The sequence below is a fragment of the Streptomyces kryoterrae genome, assembly GCF_054072135.1.
Window position 1 is genome coordinate 9,812,447 of sequence record NZ_CM133358.1, and the last position, 14,615, is coordinate 9,827,061.

The 14,615-nt window shown below is 69.5% G+C and carries 9 protein-coding genes and 1 pseudogene; 7 read left to right on the forward strand and 3 right to left on the reverse strand.

Going from position 1 to position 14,615, the window contains the following annotated elements:
• Positions 1-11 precede the first annotated feature (11 nt).
• From ACW4TU_RS43735 to ACW4TU_RS43750, 4 genes are all read left to right on the forward strand, one after another.
• Complete coding sequence (locus tag ACW4TU_RS43735; protein WP_457422903.1) at positions 12-1,784, forward strand: DUF2264 domain-containing protein; 1,773 nt, start codon at positions 12-14, stop codon at positions 1,782-1,784.
• Entirely contained in the window at positions 1,781-4,444 is a 2,664-nt protein-coding gene (locus ACW4TU_RS43740; RefSeq protein ID WP_457422905.1) for a discoidin domain-containing protein, read from the forward strand. Before ACW4TU_RS43735 ends, ACW4TU_RS43740 begins: the two co-directional genes overlap by 4 nt.
• 364 nt (positions 4,445-4,808) lie before the next feature.
• The gene (locus tag ACW4TU_RS43745; RefSeq protein ID WP_457422907.1) at positions 4,809-5,786 is read left to right on the forward strand and encodes a helix-turn-helix domain-containing protein; all 978 of its coding nucleotides are present in this window, start codon (positions 4,809-4,811) and stop codon (positions 5,784-5,786) included.
• 87 nt (positions 5,787-5,873) lie between these two features.
• Positions 5,874-6,809: a nitrilase-related carbon-nitrogen hydrolase gene (locus tag ACW4TU_RS43750; RefSeq protein WP_457422909.1), complete on the forward strand. Its 936-nt coding sequence runs from the start codon at positions 5,874-5,876 to the stop codon at positions 6,807-6,809.
• Between the two features lie 99 nt (positions 6,810-6,908).
• Here ACW4TU_RS43750 and ACW4TU_RS43755 read toward each other — a convergent pair whose 3' ends face one another.
• The gene (locus ACW4TU_RS43755) at positions 6,909-7,688 is read right to left on the reverse strand and encodes a DUF1963 domain-containing protein (protein WP_457422910.1); all 780 of its coding nucleotides are present in this window, start codon (positions 7,686-7,688) and stop codon (positions 6,909-6,911) included.
• A gap of 287 nt (positions 7,689-7,975) precedes the next feature.
• On the opposite strand from ACW4TU_RS43755, the gene ACW4TU_RS43760 reads away from it, so the two are divergent.
• On the forward strand, positions 7,976-8,311 hold the full coding sequence (locus ACW4TU_RS43760; protein ID WP_457422912.1) for a hypothetical protein: 336 nt from the start codon (positions 7,976-7,978) through the stop codon (positions 8,309-8,311).
• Between the two features lie 234 nt (positions 8,312-8,545).
• Here the strand turns inward: ACW4TU_RS43760 and ACW4TU_RS43765 are convergent, their stop codons facing one another.
• On the reverse strand, positions 8,546-9,025 hold the full coding sequence (locus tag ACW4TU_RS43765) for a DUF6924 domain-containing protein (protein WP_457422914.1): 480 nt from the start codon (positions 9,023-9,025) through the stop codon (positions 8,546-8,548).
• A 394-nt stretch (positions 9,026-9,419) separates the two neighbouring features.
• On the opposite strand from ACW4TU_RS43765, the gene ACW4TU_RS43770 reads away from it, so the two are divergent.
• Positions 9,420-9,614 carry a hypothetical protein gene (locus ACW4TU_RS43770; RefSeq protein WP_457430742.1) on the forward strand — a complete coding sequence of 65 codons (195 nt, stop codon included), beginning with the start codon at positions 9,420-9,422 and terminating at the stop codon, positions 9,612-9,614.
• Here the strand turns inward: ACW4TU_RS43770 and ACW4TU_RS43775 are convergent.
• Positions 9,553-9,696, reverse strand: a pseudogene (locus tag ACW4TU_RS43775) (CoA transferase); the annotation flags it as partial. The gene ACW4TU_RS43770 and the pseudogene ACW4TU_RS43775 sit on opposite strands and share 62 nt — an antisense overlap.
• A gap of 638 nt (positions 9,697-10,334) precedes the next feature.
• Between ACW4TU_RS43775 and ACW4TU_RS43780 the strand changes: the two are divergent.
• Entirely contained in the window at positions 10,335-14,597 is a 4,263-nt protein-coding gene (locus tag ACW4TU_RS43780) for a HAMP domain-containing protein (protein ID WP_457422916.1), read from the forward strand.
• Positions 14,598-14,615: the final 18 nt, after the last annotated feature.

Genomic DNA, 14,615 nt, shown 5'->3' on the forward strand with positions numbered 1-14,615 from the left:
GAGCAGGGCCGATGGGCGACACGCGTACCGAACTAGCGGGCCGATTAAGGGAGTTGGTCGTACCCGTGGTGTCCCGCTTCAGTGCGGGCCGGGCGCGCGTACGACTCGGCGTGAACACCGCGATCCACGACGACACGGCCGCCGAACTGGAGTCGTTCGCCCGCCCGTTGTGGGGACTCGCACCTCTCGCGGCGGGTGGACAGACCGTGCCGCACGCCGAGTTGTGGGCCGAGGGACTCGCCCACGGCAGCGACCCCGCGCACCCCGAGTACTGGGGCGAGCCGGTCGACCACGACCAACGCATCGTCGAGATGGCCGCCATCGGCTTCGCGCTGGCCATCGCCCCCCAGGAGTGGTGGGACCCGCTGAGCGGCCCCGAACGCGACCGGCTCGCACGCTGGCTGCTCAGCGCGCTGGACCGGGAGACCACCGACAACAACTGGCTCTTCTTCCCGGTGTTGGTCAGTCTCGGCCTCGACCGGGTGGGTGTGCCCTACGACCGCTCGCTGATCACCGCCCGCCTCGACCGCCTGGAGTCCTTCTGGCTCGGCGACGGCTGGTACGCGGACGGCCCCACCGAACGGCGCGACTACTACGTTCCGTGGGCGATGCACTTCTACGGCCTGCTGTACGACTCACTCACGGGCGGCGACCGCTTCAAGGAACGGGCGGCCCGGTTCGCCGGCGACTTCCGCCACTGGTTCGCCGACGACGGCGCCGCCGTCCCGTACGGCCGAAGCCTCACCTACCGCTGGGCGCAGGCCGCGTTCTGGGGCGCGCTGCCGTTCGCGGGCGTCGACGTACTGCCGTGGGGTGAGGTCAAGGGCTATCTGCTGCGGCATCTGCGCTGGTGGCACGGGCGGCCGGTGACCGGACCCGACGGGCTGCTGTCCATCGGGTACGGCTATCCGCAGCCCGCGCTGGCCGAGCAGTACAACGCGCCGGGCTCGCCCTACTGGTCACTCAAGGCGTATCTGCCGCTCGCACTGCCGGCCCAGCACGCGTTCTGGACCGCCAAGGAGGAGCCCCCTCCCGACCTGCCCGCCATCGGCGCCCAGCCGCACGCCGGGGCGGTGTTGATGCGTGCGTCCGGCGACGTGACCCTGCTCGCCGGGCGCCAGCACCACCCGTGGGTGCGCCACGGAGCCGAGAAGTACGCCAAGTTCGCCTACTCGACCCGCTTCGGATTCAGCCTGCCGAACGGCGCACTCGGCCTCGAACAGGGCGCGTACGACTCGATGCTGGCGCTGAGCGACGACGGCGGGGCGCACTACCGGGTGCGCGAGGAGCCGGCCGATCCCGAGGTCACGGCGGACACGGTCCGCAGCACCTGGCACCCCTGGCCCGACGTGGAGATCACCACCTGGCTGACGGCCGCCCCGCCCTGGCACCTACGCACTCACCGCATCCGCACCGCCCGCGCCCTGGACACCGCCGAGGGCGGCTTCGCCGTCGACCGGGACGCGGGCACGGACCGCGAGAGCGGACCCGGACACGCACGGGTGTCGGCGCCGGCGGGACTCACCGGACTGCGAGACCTCGACGGCCGACGCGACGGCGAGGTCGTCGACTGCCTGCCCGGCACGAACGTCCTCGCACGCCGCACCACCCTGCCCGTACTCGTGGACCAACTACCGCCTGGCGAGCACTGGTTGAGGTGCGCCGTACTCGGCGCCCCCGGCGGACCCGAAGCCGAGACGGCCTGGCGGGAACCCCCGTCCACGGGACACCCACTTCCACTCCCACCGACCACCGCACTTCCGACGACTGGAGACAGGGCATGAGACTTCGACATCTGTCCGCACTGGCCGCCGTGACCGCACTGCTGACCTTCCCGGTCCAGGCGCAGGCGGCGCAGTCCGGCCACACGTACCACGTCGCACCCAGGGGCAGCGACCACGCACACGGCACGCAGGCAAGCCCGCTGCGCACCATCGGCACCTGCCTCGAACGGGTCCGCCCCGGCGACACCTGCCTGATCCACCAGGGCACCTACCGTGAGCAGCTCACCCCTCCCTCCGGCGCCGAGGGTGCTCCGATCACGATCGCCGCGTACGGCGACGGTCCGGTGACCGTCGACGGAACGGAGCTGGTGACCGGCTGGAAGGACGCCGGCGGCGGACTGATCGCCACCGACACCGACCTGCCGCCCGACCCGGACTTCAACGCGGTGTTCCTCGACAACGGCCGTGCGGCTGAAGGCCGTTGGCCCAACTCCGGTGCCGATCCACTCAACACCACCTGGGCCGAGGCCGACACCACCTCCACCGACCAGCACATCGACGACACCGACCTGCCCGACGCCGACTGGACCGGCGCCACCGTGCACCTGTGGGCCGGTTCCAACCCCTGGGCCCAGCAGACCGGCACGGTCACCGCCGCCTCAGCGGGCAAACTGGACTTCAAGGGCGGCAACTACCGCTGCCCGCCGCTGTGCATGGGCAACCAGACGTACCGCAACTACTACCTCGTCGGATCGAGGGCCGCCCTCGACCAGCCGGGGGAGTGGTACTACGACAAGACCGCGCACCGCCTGTACCTCGTCCCCCCGAAGGGCGGTATCGCCGGCCACACGGTGACCGCCAAGCACCGCCTCTGGGGCGTCGACCTCAGCGGCAGCTCGTACGTCACCGTGCGCGGCCTGAACCTGTGGGGAACCTCCCTGCGAACGGGCAAGTCCAGTAAGGGAGTTGTGGTCGACGGGCTGCGCGCCACGTACATCTCCGAGTTCTCCACGCTGCCCATGCCACCGGACAGCGACCTCGCGGTCGAGCCGTTCGAAGGCAACATCGTCGCCTCCCGCATCCTCGACTCGGGCGTGCAGATCCTCGGCACCGGCAACACCCTGAAGAACAGCGAGATCGCACAGTCGGCCGGCGACGGGGTCCTGGTCCGAGGCACCGGCAACACCGTCACCAACAACCACATCCACGACGTCGGCTGGATGGGCAGCTACACCCCCGGCATCGAGATCAACGGCAACGGCCACACGGTCACCCACAACACCGTCCGGCGCACCGGACGAGCGGCCATCGACACCGCCTGGCAGCTCAACGGCACCGAGTTCCACGACAACCGCATCGCCTACAACGACATCTCCGAGGCGATGCGCACCTCCCGCGACGGCTCACCCTTCTACGTGTGCTGCAGCCTCAACGGCTCCGGCACCTCCATCGACCACAACACCGCCCACGACGCCGACGGCCAGAACGGCTACTACGTCGACAACTACTCCCACCACTTCCGGCTGCACCACAACGTCGCCTGGAACACCGGAAGCCGGGGCGTCTACTTCAACGGCCACACCGGCCCCAGCATCGCCAACGAGGACCACAACTCCAGCTACGGGGTGGGCATCAACGTCGCCTCGGTCGCCCTCGGCGGCGCCACGGACGCGTCAGGCTCGTACTTCAGCAACATCGTCGGACCCAAACCGGTCACGGCGACGAAGACCGGAGACCCGCTGCCCGTCGTCCGCTCCAACCTGATCAGCGAGAAGCCCGGCTACACGGACGCCGTCAACGGTGAGCTGTGGCTGACGCCCGGATCGCCCGCCGTCGACGCGGGCGAGGTGGTCGACGGCATCACCAACGACGTCCTGGGCACGGCACCCGACCAGGGAGCCTACGAGTACGGCGCGCCCGTCTGGTCGACCGGCTGCGATCTGCCCGGCTGCGTCCAGCGGGTTCGCCACGGCAACTGGACCGCCACCGCGAGCGACGGCACCTCCGCCTCCTCCACCGTCGACGGCGACATCAACACCCGCTGGACGGGCGCCGTCCCGCAGGCCGTCGGCCAGTCCCTGACCGTCGACCTCGGCGAGAGCAAGACCTTCGGCCGGCTCTCCCTCGACGCCGGCCGCGACACCAGCGGGCAGCCGTACGGCTTCACGGTCTCCGTGAGCCGCGACGGCACGCACTGGGGTGAACCGCTCGCCCGGGTCTCCGGCCGCTCCTTCACCCAGGACGCGGTGTTCCCGCACCGGACAACCGCCCGCTACGCGCGCATCACGCTGACCGCGAACGGGCCCACGCCCTGGGTCGTCAACGACATCAGGCTGTACGGCGACGGGCCCGACGCCGCCTCGACGCTCCAGGCCGAACAGGCCACCTCCGTACGGGGAGCGGAGCGCGGCACCGCGGCCACCGGCGTCCTCGGCTCGGGCGACAGGCTGGGCTTCGCCAGGGTGAACATCCGCGGCAGGCACCTCACCGTACGTCTCGCCTCCACCTGCGCACAGGGCTGCTCGCTCCAGTTGCGCCTGGACTCACCGGACGGTCCGGTGGCCGCGGTGCTACCCCTCACGGGCACCGGCGGCGAATGGCGGGAGCAGTCCGTGGCCCTGCGCCGCGAGGTCACCGGCACCCACGACCTGTACCTCGTGGCGAAGGGAGGGGCAGGGGTCCGGGTCGCAGCACTCGACTGGCTGACAGTCCGCCCCTGACCGACGCTTCCGTCTCCGGTCACCGCGCGTTCTGCCCGGCCGGATCATGCGCGGGCCTCCTTCCGGCGCGGGGGAGGGGGCAGGGCTGCCGGCCTCGAACGCGGGCGGCTCAGGGCCGTCGGCTGCTGCGTCTCGGCGGCTGTAGATCAACGCGGCGAGTCCGGTTTCCCGCTCGCAGCGTGCGGCTGCGCTGCTGGTCCGTGGAGTCCCACTACGGCGAAGGTTTACCCCTGTTCAACCGCAGGGTGGACGCTTGTTCGTGCTGGATACATGCAGACTTCCGACGACGAGGGCCGCGCCTGCACGGGGCGGGGCAGGGCTTGTCGACGCGGACAGGCAGGGATGGATGACGGCGGGTGGGGCGATGATACGGACGGTCTTCGACAGCACTGACTTCCCGGTCGGGGAGCGCTTCGACCGTTGGCGGGACACAGTAAGGCTTTCGCTGGTGCCGACAGTCGTCAGCGTCGACGACCCGGACGGCTTCCGGGCGACGATGAGCCACCTGGACCTGGGTACCGTGCAGCTGGCCTCGATGGCCCTGTCCCCGCTGCGGTCCTCACGTACCTCGAGGATGATCCGCAGCAACGACCCCGAGAAGTACAGCGTCGCGCTGGTCCTTGGCGGCGAGCAGTACATCCGCCAGGCCGGCCACGAGAGCGTGGCGGGCGCCTACGATCTGGTCTTCTACGACTCCTCGCACCCCTGTGACGCACTGGTGGCATCCGGGGTGCCCACCCCGGCCCGGACGGTCGTGGCGCAGTTCTCCAAGTCCTTGCTGCCGCCGCGCGTTTTCGACCGGTTGCTCGGCGCACGGCTGTCCGGGCGGGAGGGCGTGGGCGCCGTGCTGGCGCAGATCCTCATCGGCCTGGCTGACGGCACCGTCGGCCACCGGCCGTCGGACTCCTGCCGGGTGGCCGGCATCCTGATCGACCTGCTGGCCGTGACCCTCGCCCAGGAACTCGACGCCGACGCTGACGTACCGCCGGAAACCCATCAGCACGCGCTGAGCCTGCGCGTGCTGGCCTACATCGAACAGCACTTGGCCGATCCCGACCTGTCTCCCGGTGTGATAGCTGCCGCCCATCAGGTCTCCGTCCGCCAGCTCTACCGGATCTTCCAGCAGCAGGGCACGTCCGTGGCGGCGTGGATCCGGCGACAGCGCCTGGCCCGCTGCCGCCACGACCTGACCGACCCCCTGCTGCGCCCACGTACCGTGCACTCCATCGCGGCCCGTTACGGATTCGGCGACGCCGCGCACTTCAGCCGTGCCTTCCGCGCCGCCTACGGAATGTCACCCAGCGAATGGCGGGAACACGCCCGGCCGTCCACACGTGTCTGACCATCGCCGTCGCACCCGATGCGCTGATGTGTCGTTACCGAGGAGGCGGTGGCCGACGGGGTCGCCAGACACAGAGGGCCTCAGCTGATGAAGCATCCGATTCGCGTCGTCTTCCGCTCCGCTCTCGAGGAAGCTCCCGCCGCAGGGCACGGGCTGAGGATCGCTCTTTACCAGGGGCAGGGCGCGGTGGGCAGCGAGCAGGCGGTCAGCAAGAACCTTGAGCGTCTGGACGAGGTGGCGGCCCTCGCCGCGGCCTACGGGGCTCAGGTGTGCGTCTTCCCGGAGAAGTACACCACCGGCTACGCGATCGACGCTCAGCAGTGCCGGCGGTTGGCAGAGCACGCGCAGGGCCCTTCGGTGGAGCAGGCCCGACTGTCGGCGAAGGAGAACAACCTGGCGGTGGTGCTGCCCTATCCGGAGCGGGACGGCGAGAGGTTCTACGACGCGATCTCGGTGATCGCAGCGGACGGGCAGGTGACGGCGAACTACCGCAAGACCCACCTCTACGGGGCGGCCGAGCGCCGTAACTACTCCGCCGGGGAGGAACTGCCGCCGGTCGTGGACGTCAACGGCATCAAGGTGGGGATCCTGAACTGTTACGAGTGCGAGTTCCCACCGCTGTACCAGTACCTCGCCGAACAGGGCGCGAAGGTCGTGCTCGGACCGACGGCCGCCGACTTCCACTTCCGGCTCGCCGACGGCCGTATGACGCGGGTCCCCTACCAGGACGCCACCCGGCACATCATCCCCGCCATGGCCAGTGTCTGGCGCCTGTTCATCGCCTATGCCAACCGCCGCGGCTGGGAACAGGTCCCGGCCGGCGCCTGGCAGTACCGCGGCAACTCCGGCATCTGGGGACCCGACGGCGAACCCCTAGTCGCCGCGACCCCCGAGGACCGTCAGGACGACTGTCTGCTGATCGCCGACTGTGTTCCCGCCTCCGTGCCGCCCTTCAGCCCCGAAGGCAACCACCTCACCGACAACCGCCTCGCCCTGAACACACGACTGCGCCAGGCAGTGTGACGGAACGACCGCTGCGCGCGGCCGGACCCGGGCGTACGAGAGGAGGACGGCAGCACCCTCGGAACCGCAGTGCACCGGTCACCAGGTTGAGGAACGGGCTCAGTACTGCTGCTCGTACCGGAGGCCGGCAAACCGTCGCGCGGCGATGTCCTCCCGGGTGCCAACGATCAAGTTCATGGTGAACACGTTGTAGTCGATCGCCTGCCCGGCCATTTGCGCGAGGAGTACGAGATCGCCCTCGTCCGGTGGCATGTCCCACGGGTCGGAGAATCCGCCGATCTGCACGCAGACGCCGGGGCGATGTCCGCCGGAGGCCGCGTCGAGGACGCCGTTCTCGAAACCGTCCAGTGCGTCCTCGTCCCCGCCACCGTCCAGGAACGCGCGGGTCTGCGGGCCTTGTTGTCTGTCGCCGTCGAAGGTCAGTCCGGCAACGGGATACAGGGTGCGTGGTTCGTAGACCGTGACCTGGGTGGCCTCGCCGTTGAATTCGTACGTCGCGGAGCGCTCCGTGGTGCGTGCTCCGGCAGGGATGTGGAGCAGCACGGACGACTCTGGCGGGTACTCGATCCCGGTGAAGAACAACAAGTGGCCGTCGGCGGGCAGTTCGATGTCCAGGACGTCGTGGGGCAGGGCCGCGCAGTCGACGCTCAGCACGAGCGGTTCTCTCCCCTCAGGCCAGTCCACGCCGTCCGGCAGTGCGGGGAGCCCGCCCGTTCGTGCGGCGGGGCGGGCGTTCTGCCGCACGGACGGAGGCACTTCCTCGTGCTGCACCAGGTACAGGCATGGCCGGGACCGGGCCATCAACTCCTGTGCGACGGGGCCGGGAACGCCGTACTCGGCGGCTGTCTCGTGGACGAGCCGCTCGTCGATCGATGTCATGGCCGCGATCGTGCCATGGGCCACTGACATGCCGTCGGGCCGTCAAACCGTCGAACACGACGAGCTCGGCCACATCCAGTGCCGTCAGCACTTGCCTACCCGACAGTGGCGTAATGGGTGAACAAGAGCGGCCCTGGACGCCCTGGTCCAGACACAGAAGCCACCGCCGTCCTGAGAAGGGGCCGCCCCGCCATCAACAATCCCGCCCTGCGGGCACAACGCCCAACCCCCGCCACGACCCACCGGCTCACCCAGCACATCTCGATCCTCGTTGGCGCTGCCCCCGGGTGACGGATCTGCCCGCCCAACTGACCCACTTGGAGGTGAACGGTCTCCCCTGGCCGGATCTCTCCCCTCTGAAGCGGCTCACCGCCCTGACCACGCTGGACCTGCGGTACAGCGACCTGACCGACATCGGCGGGACCGGCGCTTTCCCGGAACTGGAGCGGCTCGGCCTCTTGGGCTGCGACCGGGTGGAGGACTGGACGCCCCTGCTGGAGGCGCCCCGGCTGCGGGAGCTGCAACTGACGCAGGACCACGGATACGAACGGCCCTTCACCCCTGTGCTCCAGCGGCTGCCGGCGGACGGAGTGGCCCGGGTCCCCTGGCACGTGCGCTGGTGAGCCCCGGGCCACCGCGCCGGCTCATCCGCGCACGGCCGCTTCGGAGCCGCACCCAACGGCGATGATCGTCCAGCGGCGCCCCGCTCCGTCACGGGTCGTCGCTCGCCGTCTCAGGGGTGCGGTGCGGAACGGGTGTACAGGTGTGCTTGCCGTATCCCGGCCTTGCGCAGTTCTTCTGCCGCGATGCGCAGCGCGGTACGGGCCATGTGCGGATACATCCCGCACTTGCAGCGCTCAGAAGGACCGGTAGGTCCGGTCGGGATCGGCGGACGCCGCCTCTGCGAACTCCGCGAAGTCCATGTTGGCGATCGACAGATTCGCGTGCACGTCGTGGACACCGGCCGGGACGGTCCGGAATTCGCGAGGTGGCGGAGAATCGACGATCACCTGGTAGTACAACGGGTCGAGGTCCTCGTCCTCATCCCCGGCGATGTCGAGGGCCAGCAGCGCACGATGGGGAGACTCCATCGTCACCCGGTCGGCGACGAACACCACGCTCAGGTTCTCGTCCCGCCTCGCCTGGTCGAGGACCTCATCAGGCTTCAGACCGGCCCAAGCGGGATCGTCGATGAGGTGGACGGAGGCTTCGTACTCGCCGTCGTCTCCCCACGCCTGTGCCAGTTCCGCCGCCACCGCCTGCCATGCGGCTTCGTCCTCGTAGTCGGTCCTGACGACCAGAGCGTCGAATTCATCACGCCCGACAATTCCAGGCATCGCTTTCATGCTTCCCCTCCCACAGTGCCCGACATGGGTCCGACTGTCTCATGAGCCACTGACAGCGCCTTCGCACGCTGTACCGGAAGCAGCGCCTGGCGGACCTTGCCGCCGCCGTCGGTCCGCATTCGCGTGGACAGCAAGGAGCCCCGAACCGTCAACTGCCGCTGCCTGTTCCGCCTTTGATGCCGCGCACTGTGTGAGCTGGGGCACCCCGCAGCGCCGGAATCGCTCGCCGCCCGCCCAGGTCGTAGGTTTGTCCGGCAGCAGTGCTGATCTGAGCCCGCGAAGACGTCTCCCTGAGTGCGGGAGGACGTCAGACCGGGCAGGCTCTGACCAGCCTCAGCCGTCTCGCCGGTGGACGGCCTTGGACGGCGCCGAACAAGGGGGGCTTTTGAGCATCACGTTTGACACGAACCAGGTACCGCCGACCGACGGGCCGAGGTCCAACGCGACCGTCATCCGGCGCACCCCGTTGCTGGTACGCGACGACCCGGAACCCAGCTTGTTCCTCAGCCTCCAGATCTCCGGGTCGAGCATGGTGATGCAGGGCGGCCGGGAAGCGGTGCTGCGTCGCCGTGGCCGGTGAAGGTGCCGCGGGCGGCCAGGTGCGGGTGGTGCGGGGCCTCGCGCAGCGAGAGGACGGGCGCCAGGCAGGCGCCGGAACCCTTTTGGCTCGCCAAGTCCGACAACGGCGCCTTCACGGCGGTCCCGGGCGGGGAAGGGGCCGCACGGGACCGCCTGCTGTCCGGGGGACGGCTGTGAGCGACGACGCCGTCCACGTCTCGTCGGGGGTCGCCGGCCTTGTCGAGGACGCGGACGGCGGTTCAGCGCATACGAGCGGCGGCCTTGAGGCGGCCGTAGCCGTACGCCGTCCTTAGGCCTTCTGGCGCGGTCCCCGGCGGCAACCCTCCGGGCCCTCTTGGACAATGCCGTCGACACCCCGTTGAGGTCGGCGGTCAGGACGACCCCGAAGGGTGCCGCCTCGGCCGAACCAGGGGTTTCCGCCGCGGCCGGGGCAAGCAGCCGAGGATGTCCTCCGGTCAGTGCGGAGCGGTGGTACCCAACTTTTCCGAGTGCCCCGGGTTCGTCCATGTATTCCATCCCGCACGGGTCTTTTCGCGGCGACCGAGATCTCCGCGCAAGGCTTTGGCTCTCGGACGGGACCTGCGTTAATCTTCACCGGATTTTCTCATCCGGCCGACTGGTGAACTGCGGAAACGCGGTCGGTGAGAGGGCCTTTCACGGGCCCGGCGCGGGTTCCGAGTCCTCGGGGTGAGGGCTCTTGGGGAGCGGAACGAGGGTGCGCATGAGCAGCAAGACGATCGAGCCCGTCGACCGGGCCCCGGGCGAGCAGGAGCTTCGGCAGCTCCTGGCCGGACTGACCGCCGTACGGGACGGCGACTTCGGCACCAGGCTGCCGTCCGACGGCGAGGGCCTGCTCGGCGACATCGCCACGGTTTTCAACGGCATGGTGGACCAGCTGTCCGTGTTCACCTCCGAAGTGACGCGGGTGGCGCGCGAGGTGGGCACCGAGGGCACGCTCGGTGGTCAGGCCGAGGTGCCGGGGGTCTCGGGCACCTGGGCCGACCTGACCGACTCGGTCAACGCCATGGCGGGCAATCTGACCACGCAGGTGCGCGACATCGCGCAGGTGGCGACCGCGGTCGCCAAGGGTGATCTGTCGCAGAAGATCGACGTCCCCGCGCGTGGCGAGATCCTGCAGCTGAAGGAGACCGTCAACACGATGGTCGACCAGCTCTCCGCGTTCGCCGACGAGGTCACCCGCGTCGCCCGCGAGGTCGGCAGCGAGGGCCGGCTCGGCGGACAGGCCCAGGTGCCCGGCGTCGGCGGCGTCTGGCGCGACCTGACCGACTCGGTCAACTTCATGGCGGGCAACCTCACCTCCCAGGTCCGCAATGTCGCCCAGGTGACCACGGCGGTCGCTCAGGGTGATCTCTCGCAGAAGATCACGGTGGATGCCCGGGGTGAGATCCTGGAGCTGAAGAACACCATCAACACGATGGTGGATCAGTTGTCCGGTTTCGCGGACGAGGTCACCCGCGTCGCGCGTGAGGTCGGCACCGAGGGACGGCTCGGCGGACAGGCGGACGTCAAGGGTGTGAAGGGCACCTGGCGCGACCTCACGGACTCCGTGAACTTCATGGGGGGCAACCTGACCGCGCAGGTCCGCAATGTCGCGCAGGTGGCCACGGCGGTCGCTCAGGGTGATCTTTCTCAGAAGATCACGGTGGATGCCCGGGGTGAGATCCTGGAGCTGAAGAACACCATCAACACGATGGTGGATCAGTTGTCCGGTTTCGCGGACGAGGTCACCCGCGTCGCGCGTGAGGTCGGCACCGAGGGCAATCTGGGCGGTCAGGCGATCGTCCGGGGCGCGTCCGGGACCTGGAAGGACCTGACGGACAACGTCAACGTGATGGCGTCGAACCTGACCGGCCAGGTCCGCTCGATCGCCCAGGTCGCCACGGCCGTCGCGCGCGGTGACCTGTCCCAGAAGATCACGGTCGAGGCCAAGGGCGAGGTCGCGGCCCTGGCGGACGTCATCAACACGATGGTCGACACGCTCTCCGCGTTCGCCGACGAGGTCACCCGTGTCGCCCGCGAGGTCGGCACCGAGGGACGCCTCGGGGGCCAGGCGCACGTGCCGAACGTCGCGGGCACCTGGAAGGACCTGACGGACAACGTCAACTCGATGGCCAACAACCTCACCGGCCAGGTCCGCAACATCGCCCTGGTGACGACGGCGGTGGCCAACGGCGACCTGTCGAAGAAGATCGACGTCGACGCCCGTGGCGAGATCCTGGAGCTGAAGACCACCATCAACACGATGGTCGACCAGCTGTCGTCGTTCGCCGCCGAGGTCACCCGTGTCGCCCGCGAGGTCGGCAGCGAGGGCCGGCTCGGCGGACAGGCGGAGGTGGAGGGCGTCGAGGGCACCTGGAAGCGGCTGACGGAGAACGTCAACGGACTCGCCGGCAACCTCACCCGCCAGGTCCGCGCGATCGCCGAGGTGACCAGCGCCGTCGCCGAGGGCGACCTGACCCGCTCCATCACCGTGGAGGCCTCGGGCGAGGTCGCCGACCTCAAGGACAACATCAACTCCATGGTGGAGTCCCTGCGGGAGACCACACGGGCCAACCAGGAGCAGGACTGGCTGAAGACCAACCTCGCCCGGATCTCCGGCCTGATGCAGGGTCACCGTGACCTGCCCGTCGTCGCCGAGCTCATCATGGACGAGCTCGCGCCGCTGGCCTCGGCGCAGTACGGCGCCTTCTACCTCGCCGAGGACACCGAGCGCGGTCACGAGCTGCGGCTGGTGGGCTCGTACGGCTATCCCGACGACACCGACCGGCCCGACCGCATCCCCGTCGGGCGCTCGCTCGTCGGGCAGGCCGCGCGCAACCGCCGCCCCATCAGCGTGGAGGAGCTGCCGCCGGGCTACGTGACCATCTCCTCCGGTCTCGGGCAGGCCGTGCCCAGCGCCCTGGTGGTGTTGCCCATCGTGGTCGAGGACCAGGTCCTCGGTGTCATCGAGTTGGGCTCCGTCACCCCCTTCACCCAGATCCACCAGGACTTCCTCGCCCAGTTGATGCCGAGCATCGGCGTCAACCTCAACACCATCGTGGCCAACGCGCGCACCGACGAACTGCTGGGGGAGTCCCAGCGGCTCACCGCCGAACTCCAGGCACGGTCGGAGGAGTTGCAGGTGCAGCAGGACGAACTCCAGCGTTCCAACGCCGAACTGGAGGAGAAGGCCTCCCTGCTGGCCTCCCAGAACAGCGACATCGAGGCCAAGAACCTGGAGATCGAGCAGGCCCGGCAGGAGCTGGAGACACGCGCACAGCAGCTGGCCCTGGCGTCGAAGTACAAGTCGGAGTTCCTGGCGAACATGAGCCACGAGCTGCGCACCCCGCTCAACAGCCTGCTGATCCTGGCCCAGTTGCTGGCCCAGAACCCCTCGCGCAACCTCACGCCCAAGCAGGTCGAGTACGCGGGCATCATCCACTCGGCGGGCTCGGACCTGCTGCAGCTGATCAACGACATCCTCGACCTGTCCAAGGTCGAGGCGGGCAAGATGGACGTCACTCCCGAGCGTGTCCCGCTGCGCAAGCTGCTGGAGTACGTCGAGGCGACGTTCCGGCCGATGACGTCCCAGAAGAGTCTGGACTTCACGGTGGCCACCGCTCCGGGCACGCCCGCCGACCTGCTCACCGACGACTCCCGGCTGCGCCAGATCCTGCGCAACCTCCTGTCGAACGCGGTGAAGTTCACCGAACAGGGCGGCGTGGCCCTGCGTATCGAACCCGCGGCGGACCGGGAGGTGCCCACGGGCGTTCTCCGCGGCGGTCCCGTTGTGGCCTTCAGGGTGAAGGACTCCGGTATCGGCATCCCCCAGCAGCAGCTGGAGACGATCTTCGGAGCCTTCCAGCAGGCGGACGGCACCACCAGCCGCAAGTACGGCGGCACCGGTCTCGGCCTGTCGATCACCCGGGAGATCGCCCATCTGCTGGGCGGCGCCGTCACAGTGGACAGCACGCCCGGCCAGGGCAGTACCTTCACCCTCTACCTCCCCGTGGCACGCGCCGACTTCGAGGAGCTGCTCGACGGCGGCGGCTCGCCGGCGGAGCACTCCCAGACCACCGGCCGGGAGCTTCCGCCGACCTCGCGGCCGGATTCTTCCCCCGCGGCACCCGAACAGCGCCGGCGCCGCCTGCTCGTCGTCGAGGAGCGCCCGCGCGGGCTGCTGACCCTCGTCGCCGAACGCGCGGTCGCAGACCTCGCGCCCGACGACCGGCTCGGGGCGGTCGACATCATCACGGCGATCGGGGCGCAGGAGGCGGCGAGCACACTGGCCGCCGAGCCCTGCCACTGCGTCGTCCTGGAACTCGGCATGCCCGACGACGCGGGCGCGCGTCTGCTGGCGGCCATGGAAGGTGACTCGGCGCTGGCCAGCGTGCCCGTACTGGTGCACACCGGTCATCGCGTGGACCTGGCGCACGAGCAGACCTTGCGCTCCCGCGCGGACGGCCGCCCGCTGGACTTCCTCTCCAGCCTGGACGAACTGCGCGAACGGATCACCCTGCACCTGTCCGCCGAGGAGCCGGGGGACGTGCTGTCACTGGTCCGTGCCGAGGAGTCCCAGCGCCCGGCCGCGCAGGTCGTCGACGGCGCCTTCCTCGGCCGTACGGTGCTCGTGGTCGACGACGACGCGCGCAACCTCTTCGCGCTGAGCGGGATGCTGGAGCTCCACGGCTTCCACGTCCTGCACGCCGACAACGGCCGCAAGGGCATCGAGATGCTTCTCGCCCATCCCGACATCTCGGTGGTCCTGATGGATGTGATGATGCCGGAGATGGACGGCTACAGCGCCACCGCGGAGATCCGGTCGATGCCCCAGTACGCCGATCTGCCCATCATCGCCGTCACCGCGAAGGCCATGCCCGGCGACCAGGAGAAGAGCCTCGCGTCGGGCGCGAACGACTACGTCACCAAGCCGGTCGACACCAACGACCTCATCGGCCGCGTCCGACGCTGGCTGTCCGTATGACGGGGAGCCACGCCGCCG